We start from the raw sequence: 26,773 nt of genomic DNA, 5'->3' as shown, positions 1-26,773 counted from the left end.
GAGATTAGCCTTTAACCGCTTTCACGATTTTCTCAGCACCGTCGGACAGGTTGTCCGCTGCGATCACGTCCAGACCCGAGGTGTTGATGATCTCTTTGCCTTGCTCAACGTTGGTGCCTTCGAGGCGCACAACCAGCGGCACTTGCAGACCGACCTCTTTCACAGCAGCGATCACGCCCTCGGCGATCACGTCACAGCGCATGATGCCACCAAAGATGTTCACCAGAATGCCCTTAACGTTGGGGTCCGAGGTGATGATCTTGAAGGCTTCGGTCACTTTCTCTTTGGTGGCGCCGCCGCCAACGTCGAGGAAGTTTGCCGGTTCAGCACCATAGAGCTTGATGATGTCCATCGTCGCCATGGCCAGACCCGCACCGTTCACCATACAGCCGATTTCGCCGTCCAGTGCGATGTAGTTCAGGTCGAACTTGGACGCGGCCAGTTCTTTGGGGTCTTCTTCGGTTTCGTCGCGCAGGGCAGCAACATCGGCGTGGCGATAGATCGCGTTGCCGTCAAAGCCCAGTTTCGCGTCCAGCAGTTTCAGGCTGCCGGTGTCGGTCACGATCAGCGGGTTGATCTCCAGCATCTCCATGTCTTTTTCCATGAAGGCTTTGTAGAGGATACCCATCAGGGCGACGCATTCTTTGACCTGTTTGCCCTCAAGGCCCAGAGCAAATGCAATGCGGCGACCGTGGAACGGCTGGTAACCCGTTGCGGGGTCAACCGAGAAGCTCAGGATTTTTTCGGGCGTGCTGGCAGCGACTTCTTCGATGTCCATGCCGCCTTCGGTCGAGCAAACGAACGACACACGGCTGGTGACGCGGTCAACCAGCAGGGCGAGGTACAGTTCGCGTTCGATGTCCGAACCGTCTTCGATGTAGATGCGGTTCACTTGCTTGCCAGCCGGACCGGTCTGGTGCGTGACAAGGGTGCGACCCAGCATCTTTTTGGCTTCTTCAGCGGCCTCTTCGACCGACTTGGCGAGGCGTACACCGCCTTTTTCGCCAGCATCTGCCTCTTTGAACGAGCCTTTACCGCGCCCACCTGCGTGGATCTGCGCTTTGACGACCCACAGCGGGCCGTCCAATTCGCCTGCTGCGGTTTTAGCTTCGTCAGCTTTGAGAACGACACGGCCTTCAGAGACCGGGGCGCCATAGGAACGAAGGAGAGCCTTCGCCTGATATTCATGAATGTTCATGAAGAAAGTCCCGTTCTAGTTCAATTTCGATTGTGTCATGACATGGCGGACACCCGTTTAAAAACGGTTTCCGCTATCAGTATCTTAAAATCGACCAGAATTCGGGTTTTGTGATCACAGTCTTGAAAAGTGTGATCACAAAGGGCGTAGAATCGCGACAAATGTCGCAAACCCCTTGAAACATTAGGCGCAACGCGATGTGGCACAGCGGTCGCCCCGAATGCAAAAGCCGACCCGCAGGGGGCCGGCTTTCGCGAATGTCTGTCTGGCGGGCCTTAGGCCAGCGAGCCGTCGATGCCCTTACAGGCTTCGACCAGACCTTTAACAGCGTCGACCGACTTGTCGAACATCTCTTGCTCTTCTTTGTTGAGCTTGATGTTGACGACTTTCTCGACACCGTTTGCGCCGATGATGGTCGGAACGCCAACGTACATGTCGTTTACGCCGATTTCGCCGTCACAGTATGCCGCACAGGGCAGAACGCGCTTTTGGTCTTTCAGGTAGGCTTCGGCCATTTCGATCGCCGAGGTCGCCGGAGCGTAGAAGGCCGAACCGGTCTTCAGCAGGCCAACGATTTCTGCGCCGCCGTCACGGGTGCGCTGAACGATGGCGTCCAGTTTCTCTTGCGTGGTCCAGCCCATTTCGACCAGATCGGGCAGCGGGATGCCGCCAACGGTCGAGTAACGCACCGAGGGAACCATCGTGTCGCCGTGACCGCCCAGAACGAATGCGGTGACGTCTTTCATCGAGACGTTGAATTCGACCGACAGGAAGTGACGGAAGCGTGCGCTGTCCAGAACACCGGCCATACCGCAGACCTTGTTGGTCGGCAGGCCCGAGAATTTCTGCAGGGCCCAAACCATCGCGTCCAGCGGGTTGGTGATGCAGATAACGAATGCGTTCGGCGCGTGGGCAGCAATGCCTTCGCCAACCGACTTCATGACTTTCAGGTTGATACCCAGCAGGTCGTCGCGGCTCATACCCGGTTTACGGGGAACACCTGCGGTGACGATGCAGACATCTGCGCCCGCGATATCGGCGTAATCGTTGGTCCCTTTCAGGGATGCATCGAACCCTTCGGAGGGGCCGGATTCGGCGATATCAAGCGCTTTACCCTGCGGCGTGCCTTCTGCGATGTCGAAGAGAACAACGTCGCCAAGTTCCTTGATGGCGGCCAGGTGAGCAAGGGTGCCACCGATTTGGCCTGCGCCGATAAGGGCGATCTTGGGTCTGGACATGAATGAGATCCCTGTCTGTTTGAAAAGTGACGGTTGCCTAGCGATTTCGGGGCCTTGGCGCAAGCCCGCTGCAGCGCGGCGCGGGGGATTAAGGGCCTTCTTATGGCGCTAACATTGCGCTATGAGGTGACAAAATGCCCCAGTTTACAAGGTAGTTACATGTTGGAATTCGATTTTACATTTTTCGCGATTGCAGTTCCGGCAGTTCTCTTTGCAGGTGTATCAAAAGGCGGGTTCGGGTCCGGTGCGTCCTTTGCGGCGACGCCGATTCTGGCGCTGGTGCTGCCGCCGGAAATGGCGCTGGGGATCCTTTTGCCGCTGTTGATGCTGGCAGATGTGACGACGCTTGGCCCCTATTGGAAACAGTGGGATTGGCCCAGTGCGCGCAACATGATGCTGGGCGCGATCCCCGGTGTTGTGCTGGCGGTTTTGATCTATCGGATGACCAATCCCGACGTGTTCCGGTTCCTGATCGGGGCGGTGGCGATTGCCTTTGTGTTCTGGCAGTTGGCGTTGAAATACAAGCTGATCACGCTCAGGGTCCGACCCGTTTCGAACACCACGGGGTATGTCGCGGGGGCCACGGCGGGGTTTGCCAGTTTCGTCAGTCACGCCGGTGGCCCGCCGGTGGCCGTTTACCTGCTGGCCCAAGGCATGGGCAAAACCACCTTTCAGGCCACGACCGTCATTACCTTTTGGGTGATCAATTGCCTCAAATTCGTGCCCTATGCGTTTCTGGGCATCTTTTCATGGGACACGTTCAAGGCCGACCTGTTCCTTGCGCCGTTCATGGTGATCGGCGCCCTATTGGGGGTAAAGGCGCACCACCTCCTGCCAGAGCGGTACTTTTTCGGTTTAACCTACGTTTTGTTGATGATGACGGGGTCAAAGTTGATCTGGGATGCACTGACCTAGCGACAAATCCTCGCCAATTCGTCGCATTACGCTGCATCGCGGCAAATCGGGGGTTGCGCAATCGTGCGCATCTGTGATGGTTTGCGCAACAAAGTTGCGTAGGGAAGGAATCATCATGGCTCAGGTCGCGCGCCCATATCGGTCGGTACTGTATATCCCCGGATCCAAGGAACGGGCGCTGGAAAAGGCCAAGGGCCTGCCGGTGGACGCTATCATCTTTGACCTCGAAGATGCAGTGGCCATCGACGAAAAGGACAACGCCCGCGAATTGCTGGCCCAAACCCTGAAGGACGGGGATTTCGGGTCGCGTGCGCGCATCGTGCGGGTCAACGGTCTGGACACCGAATGGGGCGCCAAGGATATCGCGGCCTTTGTCGGTGCCGATATCGAGGCGATCCTGATCCCCAAGGTCAGCAGTGCCGCCCATGTCCAAGCCGTTGCGGACCTGATCCCCGACGTGCCGCTGTGGGCGATGATGGAAACCCCTGCGGGCATGTTGAACGCCGCCGAAATCGCCGCGCATCCGCGCATGGCCGGTTTCGTGATGGGGACCAACGACCTTGCCAAGGAACTGAAATGCCGGTTCCGCGCGGATCGTCTGCCGATGCTCACCTCGCTGCAACTGTGCCTGCTGGCCGGTCGCGCCGAAGGCATTCCGGTGATCGACGGCGTTTATAACGCGTTCAAAGACGACGAGGGCCTGCAGGCCGAATGCGAGCAAGGCCGCGACATGGGCTTTGACGGCAAAACCCTGATCCACCCCGCACAGGTGGCAATCACCAACGCGGCCTTTGCGCCGACCGAGGCCGAGATCGATCTGGCCCAGCGTCAGATCGCGGCCTTCGAGGAAGCCGAGGCAAATGGCCTAGGTGTCGCAGTTGTGGATGGGAAAATCGTTGAAAATCTGCATATCGTGACTGCGCGAGAAACGTTGGCCAAGGCGGCCGCGATCGCGGAGTTGGAAGGTATGTAATGCTGCTATTGATCTTGGGGGTGGCCGTCTGGTCGGCTGCCCACCTGTTGAAACGTCTGGCGCCCGAGATGCGCGCCGGTCTGGGAGAGGCCAAGGGACGTGGCATCATCGCCATCGTTCTGTTTGCCAGTGTCGCGCTGATGGTCGTCGGCTATCGCATGGCGGACGGCCCGTATTTTTGGGGGCGTACGGCACCGACCACGGGGATCAACAACCTGTTGATGATCCTGTCGGTCTATCTGTTTGCCTCAAGCGGGACACAGAACGCACTGGGACGGCGGATGCGTCACCCGATGTTGGCTGGGGTCAAGGTCTGGGCGCTGGCGCATATCCTTGTGAACGGGGATTTGCCGTCGTTCATCCTGTTTGGCGGTCTGTTCGTCTGGGCCTTGGTCGAGATGATCGTGATCAACAAATCCGGTCCCCGACCCACACCCGCCGCAGACGTACCCACAGGCGCAGGACCCGAGATCAAATCCATCGTGGGCACCGTGGTGGTCTATGGCGTCATCGCCTATATCCACGTTCTGTTGGGATATTTTCCGTTCGGGTGAGACCATGAAAGCATACCGTTTATTGACCGAAGAAGACACCTCTGCCTTTTGCCACAAGGTGACCGATGCCCTGAGCAAGGGCTGGGACCTCTATGGTGATCCGTCCTACGCCTTTGATGCGGGGACGGGCAAAATGCGCTGTGCGCAGGCGGTGGTGAAAGAAGTTGAGGGCGAGTATTCGCCCGATGTGAAACTAGGGGCACTATAGACCATGGCGAAAACCAATCCGGGACGTTTTTTCGAAGATTACAGTGTAGGGCAGGTGATCAAGCACGCCGTGCCGCGCACCCTGTCGGGGGGCGAGCGCGCGATGTATCACGCGCTCTATCCGGCGCGCCATGCGCTCTATTCTTCGGATCAGTTCGCCCAAGACTGCGGCCTTCCCGCGTCTCCGCTGGACGATCTGATCGCCTTTCACACGGTGTTTGGCAAAACCGTTCCGGATGTGTCGCTGAACGCGGTGGCGAACCTTGGCTATGCCGAGGGGCGGTTCCTGCGTCCGGTCTATGAGGGCGACACGCTGCGCTCGGAATCCGAGGTAATCGGTCTTAAACAGAACTCGAACGGGAAGTCGGGCGTCGTTTACGTGCGCACCCGTGGTCTGAACCAGCGCGGCGAAGAGGTCCTGAGCTATGTGCGTTGGGTCATGGTGCGCAAACGCGATCTGGATGCGCCCGCGCCCGAAACCGTTCTGCCCGATCTGGCCAAAACCGTGCCCGCCTCGGATCTGGTGATCCCCGAGGGTCTGGATTTCACCAATTACGACTTTACGCTGGCTGGTGAGGCGCACCGGTTTGGGGACTATGAGGTGGGCGAGATCATCGACCACGTCGACGGCGTCACCATCGAAGAGGCCGAGCATATGCAGGCCACCCGCCTGTGGCAGAACACTGCCAAGGTGCATTTCGACGCCACCTTCCGCCCCGATGGCCAACGCCTGATCTATGGCGGCCACGTGATTTCGATGGCGCGCGCGCTGTCGTTCAACGGTCTGGCAAATGCGCAGATGATCGTCGGTCTGAACGGCGGGGCACATGCGAACCCGTGTTTCTCGGGTAAGACGGTCAAGGCGTGGTCCGAGGTTCTGGACAAGGCCGAAACCGCCGCGCCGGGCGTTGGTGCGATCCGTCTGCGTCTGGTCGCCACGGATGGCGGCACCCCGGGTGCATTGAAGGGCGAAGACGGCAAATACCTGCCCGAGGTCCTGCTGGATCTGGATTACTGGGCCCTGATGCCTGTGTGATAACATTTTTGCCGTTTTGTGATCACGCGATGTATTTGCGTGATCACAAACGGTAATTTTTAGACAGATTTTTCAATTTTAACGGCTGTTTGGCGCTAACACGGCGTGACTCTAACCGTCATATCGCTATGACATATCCGCAGAACCAGACATGGAGAAGGGATCATCATGGCTGACGTGAACAGGGGGAACCGGCCGCTTTCCCCGCATTTGCAAGTGTACCGGCCGCAACTGACCTCGATTACCTCGATTCTGACGCGGATCACCGGCATCGCCCTTTTGGCGGGTGCTGTGTTGGTCGTGTGGTGGTTCCTTGCCGCCGCATCGGGGCCTGAATATTTCGCATTCGCCGACGGCGTCATCACCTCGTGGATCGGGGATCTGGTGATGTTCGGGTCGGTCTGGGCGCTGTGGTATCACACGCTGGCCGGTGTGCGTCACCTGGTCTGGGATACGGGCCGCGGGTTCGACCTGACCACCGCCACACAGATGGCGTGGGGCGTGATCATCGGGTCGGTGGCCTTGGCCATCTTCACCGTTGTTGTGATCTAAGGAGTTCTCATCATGGCATTCTTGACAGATCGCAAACGCGCAAGCGGCTTGGGCTCGGCCCACAAGGGCACGCAACATTTCTGGTCCATGACCGTCAGCTCGGTCGGGCTGTTGGTTCTGGTGCCGCTGTTCGTGTTCACCTTTGGCCCGATGCTGGGCAAACCCTATGAAGAAGTGATCGCCTTTTTTGGCCGCCCCTTCCCGGCGGTGATTGCAGGCCTGACCATCGCGGTCAGCATGATGCACTTCAAGAACGGCGTACAGGTCGCGATCGAGGACTATACCTCGGGTCTGACGCGCAAAATTCTGATCATCGCGATGATCTGCCTCAGCTATGCGCTGGCTGCGATTGGCCTTTTCGCAATCGCCCGCATCGCGCTGTAAGGAGCAAAGACGAATGGCTGCATACGAATACGAGACGCATGATTATGACGTCGTGGTCGTTGGTGCCGGTGGTGCCGGCCTACGGGCGACGCTGGGCATGGCCGAACAGGGCCTGCGCACCGCTTGTGTGACCAAGGTGTTCCCGACGCGCTCGCACACGGTTGCCGCTCAGGGCGGTATCGCGGCGAGCCTCGGCAACATGGGCCCCGACAGCTGGCAGTGGCATATGTATGACACGGTCAAGGGCTCGGACTGGCTGGGCGACACGGACGCGATGGAATACCTCGCCCGCGAAGCGCCCAAAGCGGTTTACGAACTGGAACATTACGGTGTGCCGTTCTCGCGCACCGAAGAAGGCAAAATCTACCAGCGCCCGTTCGGCGGCCACACCACCGAATTCGGTGAAGGCCCGCCCGTACAACGGACCTGTGCCGCTGCGGACCGGACCGGTCACGCGATCCTGCATACGCTTTATGGTCAGTCGCTGAAGAACAACGCCGAATTCTACATCGAATATTTCGCCATCGACCTGTTGATGAGCGAAGACGGCGAATGCCAAGGCGTTCTGTGTTGGAAGCTGGACGACGGTACGTTCCACGTGTTCAACGCGAAAATGACCGTTCTGGCGACCGGCGGCTATGGCCGTGCCTATTTCTCGGCGACCTCGGCGCACACCTGTACGGGTGACGGCGGCGGTATGGTGGCCCGTGCAGGTCTGGCCCTGCAGGACATGGAATTCGTTCAGTTCCACCCGACCGGCATCTACGGTTCGGGCTGTCTGATCACCGAAGGTGCCCGCGGCGAAGGCGGCTATCTGACCAACTCGGAAGGCGAGCGTTTCATGGAACGTTACGCGCCGACCTACAAGGACCTCGCGCCGCGTGACTATGTTTCGCGCTCGATGACCATGGAGATCCGCGAAGGTCGCGGTGTTGGTAAAGATGGCGACCACATCCACCTGCACCTGAACCACCTGCCGCCCGAAACTCTGGCCGAACGTCTGCCGGGTATTTCGGAAAGCGCGAAGATCTTTGCCGGTGTGGACGTCAACAAAGAGCCGATCCCGGTTCTGCCGACGGTACACTACAACATGGGCGGTATCCCCACCAACTATTGGGGTGAGGCTCTGAACCCGACTGCCGAAGATCCGACCGCCGTTGTGCCCGGTCTGATGGCCGTGGGTGAGGCCGGTTGTGCGTCGGTCCACGGTGCGAACCGTCTGGGCTCGAACTCGCTGATCGACCTTGTGGTCTTTGGCCGCGCCGCCGCGATCCGCGCCGGTCAGGTTGTTGATCCCGCCGCCGCAACGCCCGTTGCCCCGCAGGCCGCGATCGACAAGGCGTTCGAACGGTTCGACGGTCTGCGCTATGCCAAGGGCACGATGGCCACGGCCGAGCTGCGCCTTGAGATGCAGAAAACCATGCAGTCGGATGCGGCTGTGTTCCGGACCTCGAAAACCTTGGCCGAGGGCGTCGAAAAGATGACCGCCATCGCGGGCAAGATGGACGACGTACAGGTCACCGATACCTCGCTGATCTGGAACTCGGACCTGATGGAAACGCTGGAACTGACGAACCTGATGCCGAACGCGATGGCCACCATCACCGGCGCCGAGGCCCGTCACGAAAGCCGTGGTGCCCACGCGCACGAGGACTTCCCCGAGCGTAACGACGGCGACTGGCGCGTTCACACGATCGCCCATGTCGAAGGCGGCAAGGTTGACCTGACCTACCGTCCGGTGATCGAGGATCCGCTGACGACCGAAGACGCCGGCGGCATCAGCCTGAAAAAAATCGCGCCCAAGGCGCGGACGTTCTAAGGAGGGTTACTTACATGGTACAGTTCACACTTCCCAAGAACTCTAAGGTGACGGCCGGTAAAACCTGGCCCAAGCCCGAGGGTGCCACGAACGTCCGCAAGTTCCAGATTTACCGCTGGAGCCCGGATGACGATAAAAACCCGTCCGTCGATACCTATTTCGTCGATATGGATGATTGCGGCCCGATGGTTCTGGACGCGCTCATCTACATCAAGAACAAGGTTGACCCGACCCTGACCTTCCGCCGCTCGTGCCGCGAAGGGATCTGCGGGTCCTGCGCGATGAACATCGACGGGATCAACACGCTGGCCTGTATCTATGGCATGGACGAGATCAAGGGCGACGTGAAAATCTACCCGCTGCCGCATATGCCGGTGGTCAAGGACTTGATCCCTGACCTGACGCACTTTTATGCTCAGCACGCGTCGATCATGCCGTGGCTGGAAACCAAGACCAACCGTCCTGCCAAGGAATGGCGTCAGTCGATCGAGGATCGCAAGAAACTCGACGGTCTGTATGAATGCGTTATGTGCGCGTCCTGCTCGACCTCGTGCCCCAGCTATTGGTGGAACGGCGATCGGTATCTGGGCCCGGCTGCGTTGCTGCACGCCTATCGCTGGATCATCGACAGCCGTGATGAGGCCACCGGGGAGCGTCTGGACGAACTCGAAGATCCGTTCAAGCTCTACCGCTGCCACACCATCATGAACTGCGCGAAAACCTGCCCCAAGGGTCTTAACCCGGCCAAGGCAATCGCGTCGATCAAGAAGATGATGGTCGAACGCATGGTCTGATTCCGGACCATAGGTTGAACACCCGAAAAACCGCGCTTTTTGCGCGGTTTTTTGTTGCGCTGAACGCATAGCGAGGTTGCCGCATTGTCGGGTGTAACTTGGCCGACAAAGGTCTAGGTATCGCCTCGGGGAGGGTGAACAACCTTAGGAATGCGATAATGCAACCGATCCAACACCCCGCTGTCGAGGCTAACGCGCAAGACGCGCTCGCCATCCTCGAAGAGAGCCTGTCCTACTACGAGCCCGCCGAATTCGTCGCCCATGACGAACAGGAGCAAGAACCGGCCCAATTGTTCGAATACTACAACGCAGCCTGATCTGCGCGGACGTTTCGACGTTCAAATGCACGATATGTGTCATCAAGGGTGCCCATGGGCACCCTTTAAATTTGTCCGGACCTTGCCTAGGCTGTGACGGAACGCGATGCCAAACGGATGGGGCAGGGGATGTTTATTGTAATCGGCCTGATCGTGGCCTTTGTCCTTGTGGTGCTGTTTTCACGTCCCGACATGAGGCGGTGCAGGTGGCGCGCGGACCGGCGAGGCGACCGTGACGGACATGCCAAGTATGTGTGCTTTGCCTGTGGTGCCGTGGCCTTTACCGAGGACGGCAAGGCCCCTACATTTTGCGCAGAGAAAACCAAAGGTTCCCCGAAATGACCACGCCCCCCGACGCCGAGGCCCGCCGCGCGATTGCGCCTGTGATCTGCTATCCGAATGACACGCTGCCCACGGCCCCGATGGACACCTACCACGCCGCGCGTGAGGGCGCCGAGGTCATCAGCACCACGCGCGTCGAGCCGCGCGATGCCGCCTGTTTCACGGTGCCGTCGGGGCATTTCTTTCGCATCTCCTGCCCCGACGGGTCGCAGGTGGGGGACCTGAACCTGTTCAACGCCAATGACCTGGCTGAGCGGTTCTTTTCCGGAAAAACCCGCGCCTTGCATGGCACGCATGTGGGGATTGGCGACCGGCTGTGGTCCAACTTTCCCTATCTACGGCCCATGGCGACAGTGACGGGCGACAGCCTGCATTGGTACGGGCGCGATGAGTTTGGCGGCGGGGTGCATGATGTCATAGGCACGCGCTGTGACCCATATACGCACCATGTGCTGTCCGGTGGTGAGGACTATCACTACTGCTGTCACTCGAACCTGACGCGCGCCTTGGCCGCCCACACGGGACGACCGGCGGATGAGGTCGAACATCACATCCACGATGTCCTGAACGTGTTCATGTGCACGGGCTTTACCGCCGATACGGGGCAGTATTTCATGAAGGCCAGCCCCGCGCGCCAAGGCGATTATATCGAGTTTTTTGCCGAGATTGATTTGCTGGGCAATTTGTCCGCCTGTCCCGGTGGGGATTGCGGATCGTCGCATTCCTCGGACGATGCGAAATGTCACGCGCTATTGGTTGAGGTGTTTAAACCCCGCGCGGATGCATTAACCGATTGGACATCTCCGGATAGGAACGGCTATTCCCGTTCCCACGGGATTTAGGTGTCAAACGCCGCGTGCAGGGCGATCTCAACCATTTCGCCAAAGCTGCGTTCGCGTTGATCGCTGGGCAATGCCTCATGCGTGACGACGTGATCGGAAACGGTTAACACCGCCAATGCCCGAACCCCATACCGCGCAGCCAGCGTGTAGAGCTCGGCCGCCTCCATTTCGACGGCCAATACGCCGTGACGAATCAGTTGCTCGGTCAAATCGGCGCGTTCGTCGTAAAACGTGTCGCTGGAATAAATCGAGCCGACATGGGTGGTTACATCCTGCGATTGCGCGGCATCGACCGCGCGACGCAGCAATTCCCAATCCGCGCAAGGTGCGTAATTCAAGTCGCGCAGAATGGTAGATGAGGGCGATGACACATAAGAACATGCCATCGCAATCACCACATCGCGGACCTTTACATTATCCTGAAAGGCGCCGCAGGAACCGATCCGGATCAGGGTTTTCGCCCCATAGTCCCGGATCAGCTCATTGGCATAAATCGAAAGCGACGGCATCCCCATACCGCTGCCCTGAATGGTGACACGATGACCATTCCATTCACCGGTGTATCCCAGCATTCCGCGCACTTCATTCACAAGTGTCGGATTTTTCAGGAACTTTTCCGCCGCCCATTTCGCCCGATAGGGGTCGCCAGGCATCAGAACCGTTTCTGCAATATCGCCGGGTTTGGCACCGATATGGATGGTCATTTGTGTTTTATACCTTCAGTTCGTCCAGATCTTTGCCGCTTTCCAGAGCGTCCACAATCCATTTCGGTTTGCGGCCGCGACCGGTCCAAGTTTGGGTCGGATCGGCGGGGTTCTGGTATTTCGGTGCGGATGCGGGTTTGCCGTCTTCGGTCGTCAGATCAGACAGGCTAAAGCCGAATTCCTTGGCGGCATCTTCGGCGGCGCGCAATGCGGCAGCGCGGTTTTTAACCTCAAGCTTTTTCAATGCTTTTTCAACATCAGCTTGCAGTTGTAGCAGTTCTTGGCGAGTGAGAGTCTCTAGGTTCATTATGTTTCCCCATAAAAAATTGCCCACCTGATAAAGCGCACAGGTTTTCAAAAAATACAATTGAAAACCAGAGCTTGCACCAGATGGGCAACTTTCACAAGGGCGTGGTTGTTAACCTATTCGGCCGCCACAGGGGCCGGATCAACCAGCGAAACGATATCGAACATGATACGGTTCAGTTCGAAATCTTTGGGGGTGTAAACCTTGGCCACCCCCATTGCCAAAAGACGTTCCGCGTCTTTGTCGGGAATAATACCGCCAACGACCACCGGAATATGCGACAGACCTTCGGCGCGCATTTTGTCCATCAATTCGCCGATCAACGGAATATGCGAGCCTGACAGGATCGACAGGCCAACCACATGGGCGTCATCGTTGCGCGCGGCCTCGACGATTTCGGAAGGCGTCAGGCGGATGCCCTCATAGCTGATGTCCATGCCACAATCGCGGGCGCGGGCGGCGATTTGTTCGGCGCCGTTGGAATGGCCGTCCAGGCCGGGTTTGCCGACGAGGAACTTCAGACGGCGACCCAGACGGTCGGACACGGCGTTGACCTGTTCGCGGATATCCTCAAGGCCCTCGGTGCGGTTCGACGGGTTCTTGGACACACCGGTCGGACCACGGTAAAGGCCAAATGCATTACGCACCACGTCGCCCCATTCACCGGTGGTGGCACCGGCCTTGGCGGCCTCGATCGAGGCGGGCATGATGTTTTCACCGGTTGCGGCGGCCTGACGGACCTTGGCAAGCGCAGCCTCGACGGCCGCGCTGTCGCGGTCGGCGCGCCATGCGTTCAGGCGGGCGATCTGGTCGGCCTCGGCTTCGGGGTCGGCGACCATGATCGCCTCGGGACCCGAGGTCAGCGGCGAGGGCTCACCCTCGGTCCAGCGGTTCACGCCGACAACAATCGTGTCACCGGTTTCGATCTGGCCGATACGCTCGGCGTTGGATTCTACCAGACGGGATTTCATGTATTCGATTGCGGCCACGGCCCCGCCCATCGCGTCGATCTGGGCAAGTTCGCTGCGCGCACCGTCTTTCAGTTCCTCGACCTTGGCGGTAACGGCGGGGTTGCCGTCAAACAGGTCGCCGTATTCCAACAGGTCGGTTTCATAGGCCAGAATCTGTTGCATACGCAGCGACCATTGCTGATCCCACGGACGCGGTAGGCCAAGCGCCTCATTCCACGCAGGCAGCTGAACCGCACGCGCACGGGCGTTTTTCGACAGCGTCACGGCCAGCATTTCGATCAGGATACGATAGACGTTGTTTTCCGGCTGGGGCTCGGTCAGGCCGAGCGAGTTCACCTGAACCCCATAGCGGAAGCGGCGGTATTTCGCGTCCTCAACGCCATAGCGTTCGCGACAGATTTCATCCCACAGCTCGGTAAACGCGCGCATCTTGCACAGCTCGGTCACGAACCGGATGCCTGCGTTCACAAAGAACGAAATCCGGCCCACCATGGCGGGGAAGTCGGCGTCGCTGACCTTGCCCTTGAGGTCGTCCAGAACGGCGGTGGCGGTCGCAAGGGCAAAGGCCAGTTCCTGTTCCGGCGTCGCGCCCGCCTCTTGCAGGTGATAGGAACACACGTTCATCGGGTTCCATTTCGGCAGGTGCTGGCGGGTATAGGCCGCCACATCCGTGATCATCCGCAGGGACGGTTTGGGCGGGCAGATATAAGTGCCGCGCGACAGGTATTCCTTGATGATGTCGTTTTGAACCGTGCCTTGCAGTTTGGACACATCCGCGCCCTGTTCCTCGGCCACGGCGATATAAAGGGCCAACAGCCACGGCGCGGTGGCGTTGATCGTCATCGACGTGTTCATCTGCTCCAAGGGGATGTCATCAAACAGCATCCGCATGTCGCCAAGGTGGGCGACGGGCACGCCGACCTTGCCGACCTCGCCCTTGGACAGTTCGTGGTCGCTGTCATAGCCGGTCTGGGTCGGCAGATCGAAGGCGACCGACAGGCCGGTCTGACCCTTGGCAAGGTTGCCGCGGTACAAGGCGTTGGATGCCTTTGCGGTCGAGTGGCCTGCATAGGTTCTAAACAGCCACGGGCGGTCTTTTTGCGTCTCAGTCATCGCGGGCCCCTTGAATCGGTCTTGAGTCGGTTCAGCAACAAAATTTCGTCCAACAGGACATAAGGGAAATATTATGGCCGTGTCAATTCGCTGCGACGCGGCGTTCTTTCGCGTATAGTCGTAACCACGATCCCATCTCATCCGATTTTTACCGATTCCGCTAGGTAAACGGTGTTTTGAGGTGGTTTTCGGCACGGATGCGGAAATTCCGTCGCGACATAAAATTACAAAATATGCCCGACTTTGGTTGCAAAGTTACTTTTGCACCTTTACTTGATGACCCAGATCACGCATTGATTCTGCGATGCGGCACAGAATTTAACTCTAGGAGGCTCAAATGGCTCTGGACACGAACACGGATGTACTGACGTACGACGCACCGGAAAAAGACCTGTACGAGGTCGGTGAAATGCCCCCGATGGGCTATGTTCCCAAGAAAATGTATGCATGGGCGATCCGTCGTGACCGTCACGGTGAACCCGAGCAGTCGTTCCAGAAAGAGGTGGTCGACACCTGGCAGATCGACAGCCACGAAGTGCTGGTTCTGGTTATGGCCGCTGGTGTGAACTACAACGGCGTTTGGGCCGGTCTGGGTCAGCCGATTTCGCCCTTTGACGTCCACGGTCAGGACTACCACATCGCCGGTTCGGATGCCGCTGGCATCGTTTGGGCCGTTGGTGACAAGGTCAAAAACTGGAAAGTGGGCGACGAGGTTGTCATCCACTGTAACCAGGATGACGGTGACGACGAAGAATGTAACGGTGGTGATCCCATGTTCTCGCCGACCCAGCGTATCTGGGGCTATGAGACCGGCGACGGGTCCTTCTCGCAGTTCACCCGCGTTCAGGCGCAACAGCTGATGCCGCGTCCCAAGCACCTGACTTGGGAAGAGAGCGCATGCTACACCCTGACGCTGGCGACCGCATACCGCATGCTGTTCGGCCACCACCCGCATGAACTGAAGCCTGGCCAGAACGTTCTGGTTTGGGGTGCGTCGGGCGGTCTGGGCTCCTACGCGATCCAGCTGGCCAACACGGCCGGTGCAAACGCGATCGGTGTGATCTCGGACGAATCCAAGCGTCAGTTCGTTCTGGATCAGGGCGCCAAGGGCGTGATCAACCGCAAGGATTTCAAATGCTGGGGCCAACTGCCCACGGTCAACAGCCCCGAGTATAACGAATGGCTGAAAGAGGCCCGTAAGTTCGGCAAGGCGATCTGGGAAATCACCGGCAAAGGTGTGAACGTCGACATGGTGTTCGAACACCCCGGCGAGGCGACCTTCCCCGTGTCGACCCTGATCGTGAAAAAGGGCGGTATCGTTGTGATCTGCGCCGGCACCTCGGGCTTTAACACCACGTTTGACGTGCGTTACATGTGGATGCACCAAAAGCGTCTGCAGGGTAGCCACTTTGCCAACCTGAAACAGGCTGCTTCGGCCAACCGTCTGATGTGTGAGCGTCGTCTGGACCCCTGCATGTCCGAAGTGTTCCCGTGGGAAGAAATCCCGCAGGCCCACACCAAGATGCTGCGCAACGAACACAAGCCCGGCAACATGGCCGTACTGGTTCAGGCCCCGAAAACCGGCCTGCGCACCCTTGAGGATGTTCTGGAAGCTGGCCAAGCCTAAGCGGCCCGAATTCAGGAACTCAGAGACCCCGTCGCGCGCCCGCGGCGGGGTTTTCTGTTGCCGATTTCTGAAAACGACTATGCAATGACATTTTTCACGTTATGGTTGTAAATGCTTGACCAACTAACCTTGGGCCGGTGCAACATGGCGGATGAATGGATACTCGAAGTTCTTGATGATCTCAGGGCGTTTGCCTTGGCGAACGGCTTGTCGCATCTGGCGCAAGAGCTTGGCAGAACAAAAGAAATTGCGCGACAGGACCTTGGCGGCGTTGAACCCGCCCAGCGTCCGACCGATGATGTGGTGACGTCGCTGGACAGTCACAGACGAAAAACGCTGTAGGCGCGTTTCACGCTGGTGCGGGGCGGCGCGCAGAACTAATGTGGCGCCATGTCGACACCTGCCATCCAGTTTTCCGAAGATCAGGCCGAAGCCTTTGATCAGATTGCCGAGATCCTGCAGGGCGTTGGCGTCCATTTAGAGGGTGAGGCGCTCTTGTCGCCCCGATCCGACGATCAGGGCACATCGCCCGTAGCCGTTGTGGGCAAGGCGGGGTCGGGCAAGACGTTGTTGTTGGCTGAACTGGTCAAGGCGCTGCAAGAGGCGGGCGTCGACGTGGTGTCCGGCGATTATGAGGGCAAGCGCCGCAAGGACCGCCGCACCCTTGCCATTCTCGCCCCGACGAACAAGGCGGCCAGCGTGCTGCGCAATCGCGGCGTGCCCGCGACGACCATTCACCGCATCCTCTATACGCCGATGTACGATCCCGAATACGAAAAGATCGCCGAGTGGCTAGAAGGGAATGCCGAACGCCCCGAGATCGAGGGGCTGACCGACACGGCGCTGGACCGGGCCCGTGCGTTCTATCAGACCAACAAATCCATTCCCGGGGCCTTGGCGGCGGCGGGGCTGCGCGGGTCGGATTTTATCACCGGCTGGAAACGGCGCGAGGATCCGCTGGACATCGGTCTGATCGACGAAGGCTCGATGCTGGACGACCGGCAATACGAAGACCTTTGCGAGATTTTCCCGACCCTGATGGTGTTCGGCGATCCGGCCCAGTTGGCGCCGGTGAAACAGTCGGGCAGCATGGTGTTCGACCGTCTGCCCGAGGACCGCGTGTTCGAACTGAAGCGCATTCACCGACAGGCAGACGATAACCCGATTCTGGACCTTGCCCATGCGTTGGCCGATCCGTGGATGGACTATTACAAATTCGACCGCTTGGTGGCCGAGATCGCGGAAAAAGACGACCGCGTCGTCTATGCGGGGCGGGTGGACGCGGGCCTGATGGCGCGCTCGCCCGTGTTGGTGTGGCGCAATGATACGCGGGTCAAATTGATCCAAGCGTTCCGCGCGGCCTATGGTGCGCCGCATGATGCCCTGTTGCCGGGGGAACCACTGATCTGTGACGGGATCGAGTTGCCGATGAAGCACCGCAAGAAACGTCTGGACCTTGAGGCGCGGGGCCTGATCAAGGGCGCGCAGGTGATTTACATGGGGGCAGGGCGCAAGCCCGGATTTTCCCAGCTGCATGTCGTGGGTGCCGAAAACCCGCAAGTCAGCGCGGCGTCGATCATCAAGATCGAACTGCCCGGCGAAGAGGAACCGTTCATCCCCTATGCCGCACGTATGGGTGCCGCGTTCCTACATGGCGCGGCGGTGACGATCCACAAGGCGCAGGGGTCCCAATGGGAAGAGGTGCAGGTCTTTGCCCCCGACCTAGAGGTCGCCGCGCGCATGGGCCGTGTTGAGGCCGGAACGCCCCTGTGGAAACGTCTGGCCTATGTGGCGATCACGCGGGCGGAGAAACGTCTGCATTGGGTCGTGCGGCGCAGCTTGGCGCGCCCAACGGCGGCTTTGGGGACATCGGATTTGGTTGCGGCCCCCGCGCCCCTGACCCTAGAGGCGCAAGAGGATATCGATCAGGGCTGAAAATAGCGGAACACGGCCGACGCGGCCCAACCCGCAATGATCGCAATCGCCAGAGATAGGATCCCGTAGATCAGCGGTTGGTCATAGGCCAAGTTGTAGAGCGCGCGTTCTAGTCCCACCTTGCGCACCACGATCACCGTGTCATAGCGGTCGATCACATCGCCCCCGCGCAGCAGGAAAATCCGCGTGGCATAGGCCCCTTCGGTCAGGTTCGCAGGTAGGGCGATGCCCGCCCGAAACAGCGTGTCCTGTTGCAAGGTCACGGCGCTGTCATTGATTTGATAGAGGCCCTCGTCCTGACGGATACGGATCAACGCGTCGATATAGTTGTTGTCCGTCACCCCCACGCCGCGAATGGCACGGCGGATGGAAATCCGGTGCTTGCGGTCGGTTTCGGGGGACAGGATTTCGGTCAGGGGGGCCGAAGTCGCAACGGAGTAAAAGGTCGGCGCGGGGCCGATATCCTGCATATCCGCGTTGACCCAGATACCGGCGCGACGATCCTTGCGGCGTACGGTGGTCGGCTCGGACGGGCCCGCGACGGTGACGACCACGTTCAGATCCGGCCCCTCGGGCGCGGGGGCCTCACGTTTGACGGCCCCGAACACCAGAATTTCCGATCCGCTAAAGTCCGTGGTGATGGACACGCGCGCTTGGCTCAGGCCCGCGACGACCCGTTCGGCCTGTGCGGGCAGGGCCATCAGCAACAACAGGATCAAGGCGCGCGCGACCCTCATCCGTCCGATCCGATCGAATAGAGTTCCGCCGGTTCAATCAACAGTTCCAGCGCCAGTTTGCCACAGACCAACAGCACCATCAGTGCCAGCAGGATGCGCAACTGTTCGGCCTTCATCCGTACGCCGATCCGCGTGCCGATCTGTGCGCCAACCACCCCGCCGATCAGCATGAGAACCGCCAGAACCATGTCCACCGTGTGGTTGGTCGCCGCGTGCAAAACGGTGGTGAAACCGGTGACAAAGATGATCTGAAACAGGGACGTGCCCACAACCACCTTGGTCGGCATCCCAAGGATGTAGATCATCGCGGGCACCATGATGAACCCGCCACCAACGCCCATAACGGCGGCCAACACCCCGACCAGCAACCCGACCAGCAACGGCGGAATGACCGAGATATAGAGACCCGAGGTCCGGAACCGCACCTTAAGGGGCAGGCCATGCACCCAGTTGTGTTTCTTGCGGGTGGGGCGCTTGCCACTGCGCGATTTTTGTAGCGCGCGCAGGCTCTCGACAAACATCAGCGCGCCAATCACCCCAAGGAACAGGACATAACACAGCCGCACCAACAGATCGACCTGACCCATTTCGCGCAGCAGGTTGAAGATATAAACGCCAAAGCCCGCGCCGATCAGACCCCCGATCAACAGGACCCCGCCCATCCGTAAATCGACGGTGCGCCTGCGCAAATGCGCTAGAACACCGGAAAAGGACGAGGCAACGATCTGGTTCGCGCCGGTCGCGACGGCCACAGCGGGTGGAATGCCGATAAAGAACATCAGCGGGGTCATCAAAAACCCGCCGCCCACGCCGAACATGCCAGACAAAATCCCCACCAACCCGCCAAGGCCCAACAGCAAGAACGCGTTGACCGATACCTCAGCGATGGGAAGATAAATCTGCATACATAATCCCTAGGCCCAATTGCGGGATCTACGCAAGACGCGAAATCGGACTGTGATCAGGTTTTAGCGTTCTTTGACATAGGGTTCGCCGCCCGCGCGGGGCGGGATTGCCTTACCGACAAAGCCTGCAAGGATGATCACCGTCAGGATAAACGGCAGCGCGTCCATGAACTGCACCGGCAGGACAAAGACCCCAAGGTCGATGTTCTGGAACCGCAGTGCGACCGCCTGCAACAGCCCGAACAACAACGTCGCCCACAGGGCATACCACGGTCGCCATTTCGCAAAGATCAACGCGGCCAGCGCGATATAGCCCCGACCGGCGGTCATATCCTTGACGAAACCGGCCTGCAGGGCGGTGGCCAAATACGCCCCCGCGATCCCACACAGAACGCCACAGATGATCACGGCGCTATAGCGCAGACGCACAACCGAAATCCCCGCCGTATCGACGGCCTCGGGGGCCTCACCCACGGCGCGCAGACGCAGACCGAACCGCGTGCGATAGAGAACCCACCACGTCAGAGGCACACAGGCAAAGGCGACATAGACAAGGATCGTATGCCCCGACAGCAGATCGCGATAAATCGGCCCAAGGACCGGAACCGCGCCCAGACCTTCGGCAAAGGGCAGGGTGATCGGCGTGAACCGCGCATCCCCCGTCAGGGACGGGGTACGCCCGCCCTGACCGAACCAGTCCTGTGCGACCACAACCGTCAGACCCGCCGCCAGAAAGTTGATGGCGACGCCCGAAATCAACTGGTTCCCGCGAAAGGTGATTGAGGCCAGACCATGGATCACCGACAGGATCAGCGACGCAAAAATCGCCGCAACCAAACCCAGCCACGCCGATCCGGTCACCGCCGCAATCGCGCCGGAAAAGAACGCCGCGAACAGCATCTTGCCCTCAAGGCCGATGTCGAAAATCCCCGCCCGTTCGGAAAACAGACCCGCCAGACAGGCCAGCAACAACGGTGTCGCAAGGCGCACGGTGCTGTCGGAAACTTGGAGAAGCGTCAGGAAATCCATTATGCGGTCTCCTTGCGGCGGCGCAGGTTAAACACATAGGCAATCGGCATGCGCACCATGTTGTCGAGCGCGCCGGTGAACAGGATGACCAGTGCCTGAATGACCACGATCAATTCGCGCGGGATGTTCATCCACAGGGCCAGTTCCGCGCCGCCCTGATAAAGGACCCCGAACAGGATTGATGCCAGCAAAATGCCGAACGGATGGTTGCGTCCCATCAGGGCCACGGCGATCCCGATGAACCCCGCCCCCTCGACCGAGTTCAGGACAAGGCGCTCGGCCTCGCCCATGACGTTGTTGACCGCCATCAGACCGGCCAGACCACCGGAAATCAGCATGGCGATGACGATGATCTTGGTGGGGGAAATGCCGGCGTAGACGGCCGCGCTCTCGCTCTGGCCATAGGATCGCAGGGCATAGCCCAGACGCGTGCGCCAGATCAGAACCCACACAAGGAAACAGGCGATCAGCGCGATCACAAAGCTGATGTTGGCGGGTGCGGCCTTGGAAAACGGGATGCCGAACACGCCCAGAATGTCGTGCAGTGTCGGCAGATGCGCGCCCTCGGGGAACTTGGCCGTGGCCGGATCCATCGCGCCAACGGGTCGCAGGACATTCACCAGAACATAGTTCAACAGGGAAAAGCCGATATAGTTGAACATGATCGTCGTGATCACGATGTGGCTGCCGCGTTTGGCCTGTAGCCATGCGGGCAAAAACGCCCATGCCGCGCCGAACAGGGCGCCGCCGATCATCGCCGCAGGCAGGGCCAGCGCCCAGTGCGGCCACGGAATATAGAGACAGACCAATGCCACGCCCAGACCACCAAGGGTCGCCTGACCCTCAGTACCGATGTTGAACAGACGCGCGTGTGACGCCACCGCAAAGGCCAACCCCGTGAACAGGAAATTCGTTGCATAATAAAGGGTATAGCCCCAGCCATAGGTCGATCCGACCGCGCCACTGATCATCATTTTGACGGCGGCAATCGGGTTTTCCCCGATGGCGAAAATCACCACACCGGACAGCAGGAACGCGATCAGCAGGCTGAACAGGGGGACCAGAACCACATCGGCCCAATTCGGGATACGCTGCATTACGCGGCCCTTTCGTCGACACCGGCCATCAACAGGCCCAGTTCGGTTTCATTCGTCTCGGCGGGCAGGCGTTCGCCCATGATTTTGCCGTCAAACATCACCGCGATGCGGTCCGATAGCGACATGATCTCGTCCAGCTCGACGCTGACCAACAGGATCGCCTTACCCTCATCGCGCAATTGGATGATGCGTTGGTGGATGAATTCAATCGCGCCGATGTCCACGCCGCGCGTCGGTTGTCCGATTAGCAGCAGGTCGGGGTTGCGTTCAATTTCACGGGCCAGAACGATTTTCTGCTGGTTCCCGCCCGAGAAATTGCGCGCAGGCAGGTTCGGATCGGGTGGGCGTACGTCAAAGCGGTCCATCTTGGCCGCCGTTTCGGTGCGGATGCCCGCGTTGTCCATGATCAGGCTGTTTTTCTGATAGGCGGGATCGTTGTGATAGCCAAAGACCGTGTTCTCCCATGCCGAAAACGGCATGATCAGGCCCTCGTGCTGGCGATCCTCGGGGACGTGGGCGATGCCGCGCGCGCGCCGCGATGCCCCGTCCGAATGCCGCCCCGTCAGGTCAAGCGTATCGCCGTTCATCCGCACGATACCCGTGCCCGTGCGCATCCCGCCCAGAACCTCAAGCAGCTGCGATTGCCCGTTGCCCGCCACGCCCGCGATACCCAGGATTTCACCGGCCCGCACGTTTAGAGACACGTCTTTCAGGCGCGCAACGCCGTCCTCATCCGTGACGTTCAGGTTTTCGATTTCCAAAATCGGGCGGCCGGGTTGCGCGGGAACCTTATCCACGCGCAACAGAACCTTGCGGCCCACCATCAGTTCGGCCAGTTGTTCGGGCGAGGTTTCGGCGGTTTTGACGGTCGCGGTCATCTCGCCACGGCGCATGACGCTAACGGTGTCGGTGATCTCCATAATCTCGCGCAGCTTGTGCGTGATCAGGATGATCGTTTTGCCCTCGGCGCGCAGGTTGTCGAGAATGCGAAACAGGTGGTCCGCCTCGGCAGGGGTCAGAACGCCGGTCGGTTCATCAAGGATCAGGATATCGGCCTGACGATAAAGGGCCTTCAGGATCTCGACCCGTTGTTGGTGGCCGACCGAAAGGTCCTCGATCAAGGCGTCGGGATCGACCTGCAATTCGTAATCATCCGCCAGACGGCGCAGTTCCTTGCGGGCCTTGGCCAGAGACGGGCGCAGCATCGCGCCGTCCTCGGCCCCCATGATGACGTTTTCAAGGACCGTGAAGTTATGGACCAGCTTGAAATGCTGAAACACCATGCCGATGCCCGCCGCAATCGCGGCCTGACTGTCGGGGATGGCGGTGGGTTTGCCGTTTATGATGATCTCGCCCGCGTCGGCCTTGTAAAAGCCGTAGAGGATCGACATCAGCGTTGATTTCCCCGCGCCGTTTTCGCCAATGATCCCGTGAACCGTGCCGGGCATCACCCGGATGGAAATGTCTTTGTTCGCCTGAACGGGGCCAAACGCTTTGGAAATCCCGCGCAGTTCGATCGACGGCACTTGGTCAGTCATGGGCAGAGGTCTGAAAATTCGGGGGCAGGGCCCTTTGGCAAAAAACAACCGGCGGGCGGACCCGCCGGTTGCATGTCGGTGTCAGGAATTACTGAACCGGACAGGCGTTGTCGGACATATAGTCGTGCACGGCGATCTCGCCCGACGCGATTTTCGCAGCCGCATCATCGACGGCGGCCTGCATCTCTGCGCTGACCAGCTCGGCGTTATATTCGTCCAATGCGTAACCGATACCGCCGTTGGCGATGCCCATCACGTTGAAACCGGTTTCAAGGTCTGCGCCTTCGCTCATCGCCTCGTAAACGGCGTTGTCCACGCGTTTCATCATCGAGGTCAGAACCTTGCCCGGGTGCAGGTAGTTCTGGTTGCTATCCACGCCGATCGACAGGATGCCTTCGTCCGCTGCCGCGCTGAGAACACCAACACCGGTGCCGCCCGCAGCCGCGTAAACCACGTCCGCGCCTTGGCTAATCTGGGCCTTGGTCAACTCGCCGCCCTTAACCGGATCGTTCCATGCGGCGGGGGTGGTGCCGGTCATGTTCTGAACAACGGTTGCATCGGGGTTCACGGCCTTGACGCCTTGGGCATAGCCACAGGCGAATTTCCGGATCAGAGGAATGTCCATACCGCCGATAAAGCCGACGGTGCCCGATTCCGAGGCCATCGCGGCCATCATACCGACCAGATACGAGCCCTCATGTTCGTTGAACACAACGGAACGGACGTTCGGGGAATCAACGACCATGTCGATGATGGCGAATTTGGTGTCGGGGTAATCCGGTGCGACCTCACCCAAGGCGCTACCGAACGCAAAGCCGGTCATGATGATCGGGTTGTTGCCTGCCTCGGCAAAGCGGCGCAGGGCCTGTTCACGCTGGGCTTCGGACTGCAGTTCGATTTCGTTATAGCTGCCGCCGGTTTCGGCTTTCCACTTTTCTGCGCCGTTATGCGCAGCCTCGTTGAACGACTTGTCGAATTTACCGCCAAGGTCATAGATCAGAGCCGGGTCGGCCAGCGCCCCGCCCGCACCCAGTGCAAGCGTCGCTACAGCCCCCAGAAACGTGGCTTTAATCGTCATCAAACAACTCCCATGTGTTGAAACGGATGTCTTGTCCGCGCGCAGCGGCTGCATCCTTTTGCCAATTCATGCCTGTGATTAAGGCGCAAGGCGGATCAGGTGGTCAACCGCTTTTTGACCCCTTGTTCAGGAATGGCAAAGGTTAACCTAACGTCGCCCAAGGTCGCGGCACATGATCCGCGCATTTTGCGTTTGTCCATCGGGGGTTCGGTAATATCCGGGGCGCGTTCCCGTGGTTTCAAATCCGGTCGCCTCGTATAGGGCAATCGCGGCGGTATTTGGCGCGGCGACCTCCAGAAACGCGGTGGTCGCGCCCATATCGCGGGCACGGGTTACAAAGGCGTCCACCAAGGCCCGCCCCATCCCCGAACGGCGTTCATCGGGATGGACGGCAAGGGTCAGCAATTCAACCTCATCCGCGATCACGCGTCCCATGATCATGCCGCGCCCTTGGGTGATCAGAAACACACCGCGCATGTCCAACAGGTCGGTGAACTCGGCGGCCTTCCACGGGCGCGGTGTCGTGAAACACAGCGCGTGCAGATCGGCCAGTTCGTCGGGCGTCATGTCAGGATTTTGGGCGGTTGGTCCGCCGCAGGGGCCGCATCCGCCGCACGCAGGTACAGGGGCGCAGGGCGCGCGACCTGACCCGATGCCGCGCGCGCGCCTGCAATGGCGGCAATCGCCGCGGCCACGGGGGCGGCGGGGGCGGCGATGGTGCCGCCGGTATGTGCGGCCAGACGCTCAGCGCCATGTCCGATCACGGTCGGACCGGTGTGGGCCAATTCGGTCGGTAGATCATCCAGATGCGCCTGAAACGGCTCGCCTCCGGTCTGTTGCAGGTAGACCTGATCGCGGCGCCCGTCGATCGACGTCAAAACCGGTCCATCCGCCCCGTAGGCCAGCGCGTCAAAGCCCGACACGCCCACCGCAGGCACGCCAAGGGACAGGGACAGACCCCGCGCCGCCGATACAGAAATACGGATGCCGGTGAAATTGCCGGGCCCGATGCCGACGCCAATGGCGTCAAGGTCGGCCCAATCATGGCCGCCCATCGACAGGACCTGTTCAAGGATCGGGAACAGGCGCTCGGCCTGTCCGCGGGTCATGTCCTCGGTCATCTCGGCCAGAACGCGGTCGCCCAATAGCAAAGCGGCCGCGCAATGCGCGGCCGATGTGTCAAAGCCGAGGACCAGAGGTTCAGGCCGCAACGGGGCGTACCTCAAGCACTTCGGGGATGTAGTGGCGCAGCAGGTTCTCGATCCCCATTTTCAACGTCAGGGTCGAGGACGGGCAGCCCGCACAGGCGCCTTGCATGTGCAGGTAAACCACACCGCGTTCAAACCCGTGGAAGGTGATGTCGCCACCATCCTGTGCCACAGCGGGACGCACGCGGGTGTCCAGCAGTTGTTTGATCTGATCGACGATCTCGCCGTCGGGACCATCATGTTCCGCATGGGCGGGCGCGGCGGGCTGATCACCGGCCAGAACCGGTTGGCCCGACTGGAAATGCTCCATGATCGCGCCAAGGATCGCGGGTTTGATATGTTCCCACGCGGTCGCCTCATCCTTGGTGACCGTCACGAAATCCGTGCCCAGAAACACGCCGGTCACGCCGTCGACCGCAAAGATGCGGGTGGCGAGGGGCGATTTATCCGCGCTCTCGGCGCCGGGGAAATCGGCAGTTCCCGTTTCCAGAACGGTTTGGCCCGGAAGAAACTTCAGGGTGGCTGGGTTCGGGGTCGATTCGGTTTGAATGAACATAGGCGTCTCCGCTGGTTTGGGAGTGATATGATAATTCTGACAGCCCAAGTCAACTATAGCAACGGAAAGGGGCGATCACATTGACCGCCCCACCCCTACCTGTCCAGGCTGTTTAACTTATGCCAATTCTTTGGCTTCGGCTTCGGCTTTGGCGTAACCGGCTGCCGGATCAGCGGTCAGCAGCGAGGGCTGATAGCGCACGAGATCGATGTCGCTGACGCCGATGGTTTGCAGCCACCATTCCAGATAGTTCGAATGGAAGTCGGTGCCGTATTTCGCATCCGCACCCGGGGCCCAAACGCCCGACGAGGTGATGACGGTCGCTTTTTTGTTCTCCAGCAGGCCGAAATAGCCGCGCTCGGGGTCGAAACCGAACAGCATGCCGGGCTGGGTGATGATGTCGATGTAATGCTTCAGACGGTAGGGAACGCCACCGTTCCACATCGGAACGCCCAGAACATAGTGATCAGCCGAGATAAAGCGGTTGGTGATTTCGGCGACTTTGTCCCAAGCGGCTTGCTTGGATGCGTCCATAACGCCGTCACCAAAGAAGGTCATCTTTGCAGCCGCCGGATCGCCATCAAATGCGGGCAGATCTTCGGCAAACAGGTCCAGAACGTCGACTTCGAGGTCGGGGTTCTTGGCCTTGGCCGCTTCGACATAGGTCGTAGCCAGCGCGTTCGATTTCGAGTTTGCACCACGGGGCGATGCGATGATGTGCAGAAGTTTGGTCATGGTAGCCTCACGTAACCAGTAAAAATTCCCTTAGAGGGTTCTCATATAGGGAGGTAACTGTC

General features: G+C 59.7%; 29 protein-coding genes. 14 read left to right on the top strand and 15 right to left on the bottom strand.

Going from position 1 to position 26,773, the window contains the following annotated elements; all coding sequences use genetic code 11:
- Nucleotides 1–4 precede the first annotated feature (4 nt).
- Both sucC and mdh read right to left on the bottom strand, forming a co-directional pair.
- Nucleotides 5–1,198: an ADP-forming succinate--CoA ligase subunit beta gene (gene sucC / locus R1W00_RS11240; RefSeq protein WP_303965181.1), complete on the bottom strand. Its 1,194-nt coding sequence runs from the start codon at nt 1,196–1,198 to the stop codon at nt 5–7.
- 275 nt (nt 1,199–1,473) lie between these two features.
- Nucleotides 1,474–2,436 (bottom strand): malate dehydrogenase, encoded by a 963-nt coding sequence (gene mdh, locus R1W00_RS11235; RefSeq protein ID WP_303965178.1) that lies wholly within the window; start codon nt 2,434–2,436, stop codon nt 1,474–1,476.
- Nucleotides 2,437–2,595: 159 nt separating this feature from the next.
- Here mdh and R1W00_RS11230 point away from each other — a divergent pair, with 159 nt between their 5' ends.
- From R1W00_RS11230 to R1W00_RS11180, 11 genes are all read left to right on the top strand, one after another.
- Nucleotides 2,596–3,351 (top strand): sulfite exporter TauE/SafE family protein, encoded by a 756-nt coding sequence (locus tag R1W00_RS11230; RefSeq protein ID WP_317262826.1) that lies wholly within the window; start codon nt 2,596–2,598, stop codon nt 3,349–3,351.
- Between the two features lie 115 nt (nt 3,352–3,466).
- A complete protein-coding gene (locus R1W00_RS11225; protein ID WP_317262825.1) occupies nt 3,467–4,324 on the top strand; it encodes a CoA ester lyase in 858 nt (285 codons plus the stop codon).
- A complete protein-coding gene (locus tag R1W00_RS11220; protein WP_317262824.1) occupies nt 4,324–4,878 on the top strand; it encodes an NnrU family protein in 555 nt (184 codons plus the stop codon). The genes R1W00_RS11225 and R1W00_RS11220 overlap by 1 nt, the downstream gene beginning before the upstream one ends.
- Before the next feature lie 4 nt (nt 4,879–4,882).
- Nucleotides 4,883–5,086 carry a DUF1737 domain-containing protein gene (locus R1W00_RS11215; RefSeq protein ID WP_317262823.1) on the top strand — a complete coding sequence of 68 codons (204 nt, stop codon included), beginning with the start codon at nt 4,883–4,885 and terminating at the stop codon, nt 5,084–5,086.
- 3 nt (nt 5,087–5,089) lie between these two features.
- Nucleotides 5,090–6,121 (top strand): MaoC family dehydratase, encoded by a 1,032-nt coding sequence (locus R1W00_RS11210; RefSeq protein ID WP_317262822.1) that lies wholly within the window; start codon nt 5,090–5,092, stop codon nt 6,119–6,121.
- Nucleotides 6,122–6,289: 168 nt separating this feature from the next.
- Entirely contained in the window at nt 6,290–6,673 is a 384-nt protein-coding gene (gene sdhC / locus R1W00_RS11205; RefSeq protein ID WP_303965163.1) for a succinate dehydrogenase, cytochrome b556 subunit, read from the top strand.
- Nucleotides 6,674–6,685: 12 nt separating this feature from the next.
- Complete coding sequence (sdhD, locus tag R1W00_RS11200) at nt 6,686–7,057, top strand: succinate dehydrogenase, hydrophobic membrane anchor protein (protein WP_317262821.1); 372 nt, start codon at nt 6,686–6,688, stop codon at nt 7,055–7,057.
- A gap of 13 nt (nt 7,058–7,070) precedes the next feature.
- Nucleotides 7,071–8,876, top strand: a complete 1,806-nt coding sequence (gene sdhA / locus R1W00_RS11195) for a succinate dehydrogenase flavoprotein subunit (protein WP_317262820.1) — start codon at nt 7,071–7,073, stop codon at nt 8,874–8,876.
- Between the two features lie 14 nt (nt 8,877–8,890).
- The gene (locus tag R1W00_RS11190) at nt 8,891–9,670 is read left to right on the top strand and encodes a succinate dehydrogenase iron-sulfur subunit (RefSeq protein WP_317262819.1); all 780 of its coding nucleotides are present in this window, start codon (nt 8,891–8,893) and stop codon (nt 9,668–9,670) included.
- A gap of 158 nt (nt 9,671–9,828) precedes the next feature.
- Nucleotides 9,829–9,987 carry a hypothetical protein gene (locus tag R1W00_RS11185; RefSeq protein ID WP_317262818.1) on the top strand — a complete coding sequence of 53 codons (159 nt, stop codon included), beginning with the start codon at nt 9,829–9,831 and terminating at the stop codon, nt 9,985–9,987.
- 338 nt (nt 9,988–10,325) lie between these two features.
- Nucleotides 10,326–11,171, top strand: coding sequence for an urea carboxylase-associated family protein (locus tag R1W00_RS11180; protein WP_317262817.1), 846 nt, complete (start codon nt 10,326–10,328; stop codon nt 11,169–11,171).
- Here R1W00_RS11180 and deoD read toward each other — a convergent pair.
- The 3 genes from deoD to R1W00_RS11165 form a co-directional block, all read right to left on the bottom strand.
- Nucleotides 11,168–11,875 (bottom strand): purine-nucleoside phosphorylase, encoded by a 708-nt coding sequence (gene deoD, locus R1W00_RS11175; RefSeq protein ID WP_317262816.1) that lies wholly within the window; start codon nt 11,873–11,875, stop codon nt 11,168–11,170. The genes R1W00_RS11180 and deoD overlap by 4 nt on opposite strands.
- A gap of 7 nt (nt 11,876–11,882) precedes the next feature.
- Complete coding sequence (locus R1W00_RS11170) at nt 11,883–12,182, bottom strand: H-NS histone family protein (RefSeq protein WP_317262815.1); 300 nt, start codon at nt 12,180–12,182, stop codon at nt 11,883–11,885.
- A 116-nt stretch (nt 12,183–12,298) separates the two neighbouring features.
- Nucleotides 12,299–14,266, bottom strand: a complete 1,968-nt coding sequence (locus R1W00_RS11165; RefSeq protein WP_317262814.1) for a protein meaA — start codon at nt 14,264–14,266, stop codon at nt 12,299–12,301.
- Nucleotides 14,267–14,603: 337 nt separating this feature from the next.
- Here R1W00_RS11165 and ccrA point away from each other — a divergent pair, with 337 nt between their 5' ends.
- From ccrA to R1W00_RS11150, 3 genes are all read left to right on the top strand, one after another.
- The gene (gene ccrA, locus R1W00_RS11160) at nt 14,604–15,893 is read left to right on the top strand and encodes a crotonyl-CoA carboxylase/reductase (protein WP_317262813.1); all 1,290 of its coding nucleotides are present in this window, start codon (nt 14,604–14,606) and stop codon (nt 15,891–15,893) included.
- A gap of 111 nt (nt 15,894–16,004) precedes the next feature.
- Nucleotides 16,005–16,235, top strand: coding sequence for a hypothetical protein (locus R1W00_RS11155; RefSeq protein ID WP_317262812.1), 231 nt, complete (start codon nt 16,005–16,007; stop codon nt 16,233–16,235).
- Between the two features lie 48 nt (nt 16,236–16,283).
- On the top strand, nt 16,284–17,828 hold the full coding sequence (locus R1W00_RS11150) for an ATP-dependent RecD-like DNA helicase (RefSeq protein WP_317262811.1): 1,545 nt from the start codon (nt 16,284–16,286) through the stop codon (nt 17,826–17,828).
- Here the strand turns inward: R1W00_RS11150 and R1W00_RS11145 are convergent.
- The 10 genes from R1W00_RS11145 to R1W00_RS11100 all read right to left on the bottom strand — a co-directional run bounded on the left by R1W00_RS11145 (nt 17,819) and on the right by R1W00_RS11100 (nt 26,711).
- Nucleotides 17,819–18,565 carry a TIGR02186 family protein gene (locus R1W00_RS11145; RefSeq protein ID WP_317262810.1) on the bottom strand — a complete coding sequence of 249 codons (747 nt, stop codon included), beginning with the start codon at nt 18,563–18,565 and terminating at the stop codon, nt 17,819–17,821. The two genes, R1W00_RS11150 and R1W00_RS11145, sit on opposite strands and share 10 nt — an antisense overlap.
- A complete protein-coding gene (locus R1W00_RS11140; protein WP_317262809.1) occupies nt 18,562–19,470 on the bottom strand; it encodes a sulfite exporter TauE/SafE family protein in 909 nt (302 codons plus the stop codon). Before R1W00_RS11140 ends, R1W00_RS11145 begins: the two co-directional genes overlap by 4 nt.
- 63 nt (nt 19,471–19,533) lie before the next feature.
- Nucleotides 19,534–20,499, bottom strand: a complete 966-nt coding sequence (locus R1W00_RS11135; RefSeq protein ID WP_317262808.1) for an ABC transporter permease — start codon at nt 20,497–20,499, stop codon at nt 19,534–19,536.
- Nucleotides 20,499–21,596: an ABC transporter permease gene (locus tag R1W00_RS11130; protein WP_317262807.1), complete on the bottom strand. Its 1,098-nt coding sequence runs from the start codon at nt 21,594–21,596 to the stop codon at nt 20,499–20,501. The genes R1W00_RS11135 and R1W00_RS11130 overlap by 1 nt, the downstream gene beginning before the upstream one ends.
- Nucleotides 21,596–23,134 (bottom strand): ABC transporter ATP-binding protein, encoded by a 1,539-nt coding sequence (locus R1W00_RS11125; protein ID WP_317262806.1) that lies wholly within the window; start codon nt 23,132–23,134, stop codon nt 21,596–21,598. Before R1W00_RS11125 ends, R1W00_RS11130 begins: the two co-directional genes overlap by 1 nt.
- Before the next feature lie 88 nt (nt 23,135–23,222).
- Nucleotides 23,223–24,212 (bottom strand): BMP family ABC transporter substrate-binding protein, encoded by a 990-nt coding sequence (locus tag R1W00_RS11120; RefSeq protein ID WP_317262805.1) that lies wholly within the window; start codon nt 24,210–24,212, stop codon nt 23,223–23,225.
- 147 nt (nt 24,213–24,359) lie between these two features.
- A complete protein-coding gene (locus tag R1W00_RS11115; RefSeq protein ID WP_317262804.1) occupies nt 24,360–24,779 on the bottom strand; it encodes a GNAT family N-acetyltransferase in 420 nt (139 codons plus the stop codon).
- Nucleotides 24,776–25,423, bottom strand: a complete 648-nt coding sequence (tsaB, locus tag R1W00_RS11110; RefSeq protein WP_317262803.1) for a tRNA (adenosine(37)-N6)-threonylcarbamoyltransferase complex dimerization subunit type 1 TsaB — start codon at nt 25,421–25,423, stop codon at nt 24,776–24,778. The genes R1W00_RS11115 and tsaB overlap by 4 nt, the downstream gene beginning before the upstream one ends.
- Complete coding sequence (locus R1W00_RS11105) at nt 25,413–25,976, bottom strand: NifU family protein (RefSeq protein ID WP_317262802.1); 564 nt, start codon at nt 25,974–25,976, stop codon at nt 25,413–25,415. Before R1W00_RS11105 ends, tsaB begins: the two co-directional genes overlap by 11 nt.
- A 117-nt stretch (nt 25,977–26,093) precedes the next feature.
- Nucleotides 26,094–26,711, bottom strand: a complete 618-nt coding sequence (locus R1W00_RS11100; RefSeq protein ID WP_317262801.1) for an FMN-dependent NADH-azoreductase — start codon at nt 26,709–26,711, stop codon at nt 26,094–26,096.
- Between the last annotated feature and the right edge of the window lie 62 nt (nt 26,712–26,773).

The organism is Rhodovulum sp. FJ3 (genome assembly GCF_032918305.1).
Lineage (GTDB): Bacteria > Pseudomonadota > Alphaproteobacteria > Rhodobacterales > Rhodobacteraceae > SAT37.
This window is presented reverse-complemented; position numbering and strand designations above follow the sequence as displayed.

What these genes read in the sequence shown, in the direction of transcription:
- sucC (WP_303965181.1), bottom strand. Translation starts at nt 1,198, where the DNA reads ATGAACATTCATGAATATCAGGCGAAGGCTCTCCTTCGTTCCTATGGC.
- mdh (WP_303965178.1), bottom strand. Translation starts at nt 2,436, where the DNA reads ATGTCCAGACCCAAGATCGCCCTTATCGGCGCAGGCCAAATCGGTGGC.
- R1W00_RS11230 (WP_317262826.1), top strand. Translation starts at nt 2,596, where the DNA reads ATGTTGGAATTCGATTTTACATTTTTCGCGATTGCAGTTCCGGCAGTT.
- R1W00_RS11225 (WP_317262825.1), top strand. Translation starts at nt 3,467, where the DNA reads ATGGCTCAGGTCGCGCGCCCATATCGGTCGGTACTGTATATCCCCGGA.
- R1W00_RS11220 (WP_317262824.1), top strand. Translation starts at nt 4,324, where the DNA reads ATGCTGCTATTGATCTTGGGGGTGGCCGTCTGGTCGGCTGCCCACCTG.
- R1W00_RS11215 (WP_317262823.1), top strand. Translation starts at nt 4,883, where the DNA reads ATGAAAGCATACCGTTTATTGACCGAAGAAGACACCTCTGCCTTTTGC.
- R1W00_RS11210 (WP_317262822.1), top strand. Translation starts at nt 5,090, where the DNA reads ATGGCGAAAACCAATCCGGGACGTTTTTTCGAAGATTACAGTGTAGGG.
- sdhC (WP_303965163.1), top strand. Translation starts at nt 6,290, where the DNA reads ATGGCTGACGTGAACAGGGGGAACCGGCCGCTTTCCCCGCATTTGCAA.
- sdhD (WP_317262821.1), top strand. Translation starts at nt 6,686, where the DNA reads ATGGCATTCTTGACAGATCGCAAACGCGCAAGCGGCTTGGGCTCGGCC.
- sdhA (WP_317262820.1), top strand. Translation starts at nt 7,071, where the DNA reads ATGGCTGCATACGAATACGAGACGCATGATTATGACGTCGTGGTCGTT.
- R1W00_RS11190 (WP_317262819.1), top strand. Translation starts at nt 8,891, where the DNA reads ATGGTACAGTTCACACTTCCCAAGAACTCTAAGGTGACGGCCGGTAAA.
- R1W00_RS11185 (WP_317262818.1), top strand. Translation starts at nt 9,829, where the DNA reads ATGCAACCGATCCAACACCCCGCTGTCGAGGCTAACGCGCAAGACGCG.
- R1W00_RS11180 (WP_317262817.1), top strand. Translation starts at nt 10,326, where the DNA reads ATGACCACGCCCCCCGACGCCGAGGCCCGCCGCGCGATTGCGCCTGTG.
- deoD (WP_317262816.1), bottom strand. Translation starts at nt 11,875, where the DNA reads ATGACCATCCATATCGGTGCCAAACCCGGCGATATTGCAGAAACGGTT.
- R1W00_RS11170 (WP_317262815.1), bottom strand. Translation starts at nt 12,182, where the DNA reads ATGAACCTAGAGACTCTCACTCGCCAAGAACTGCTACAACTGCAAGCT.
- R1W00_RS11165 (WP_317262814.1), bottom strand. Translation starts at nt 14,266, where the DNA reads ATGACTGAGACGCAAAAAGACCGCCCGTGGCTGTTTAGAACCTATGCA.
- ccrA (WP_317262813.1), top strand. Translation starts at nt 14,604, where the DNA reads ATGGCTCTGGACACGAACACGGATGTACTGACGTACGACGCACCGGAA.
- R1W00_RS11155 (WP_317262812.1), top strand. Translation starts at nt 16,005, where the DNA reads ATGCTTGACCAACTAACCTTGGGCCGGTGCAACATGGCGGATGAATGG.
- R1W00_RS11150 (WP_317262811.1), top strand. Translation starts at nt 16,284, where the DNA reads ATGTCGACACCTGCCATCCAGTTTTCCGAAGATCAGGCCGAAGCCTTT.
- R1W00_RS11145 (WP_317262810.1), bottom strand. Translation starts at nt 18,565, where the DNA reads ATGAGGGTCGCGCGCGCCTTGATCCTGTTGTTGCTGATGGCCCTGCCC.
- R1W00_RS11140 (WP_317262809.1), bottom strand. Translation starts at nt 19,470, where the DNA reads ATGCAGATTTATCTTCCCATCGCTGAGGTATCGGTCAACGCGTTCTTG.
- R1W00_RS11135 (WP_317262808.1), bottom strand. Translation starts at nt 20,499, where the DNA reads ATGGATTTCCTGACGCTTCTCCAAGTTTCCGACAGCACCGTGCGCCTT.
- R1W00_RS11130 (WP_317262807.1), bottom strand. Translation starts at nt 21,596, where the DNA reads ATGCAGCGTATCCCGAATTGGGCCGATGTGGTTCTGGTCCCCCTGTTC.
- R1W00_RS11125 (WP_317262806.1), bottom strand. Translation starts at nt 23,134, where the DNA reads ATGACTGACCAAGTGCCGTCGATCGAACTGCGCGGGATTTCCAAAGCG.
- R1W00_RS11120 (WP_317262805.1), bottom strand. Translation starts at nt 24,212, where the DNA reads ATGACGATTAAAGCCACGTTTCTGGGGGCTGTAGCGACGCTTGCACTG.
- R1W00_RS11115 (WP_317262804.1), bottom strand. Translation starts at nt 24,779, where the DNA reads ATGACGCCCGACGAACTGGCCGATCTGCACGCGCTGTGTTTCACGACA.
- R1W00_RS11105 (WP_317262802.1), bottom strand. Translation starts at nt 25,976, where the DNA reads ATGTTCATTCAAACCGAATCGACCCCGAACCCAGCCACCCTGAAGTTT.
- R1W00_RS11100 (WP_317262801.1), bottom strand. Translation starts at nt 26,711, where the DNA reads ATGACCAAACTTCTGCACATCATCGCATCGCCCCGTGGTGCAAACTCG.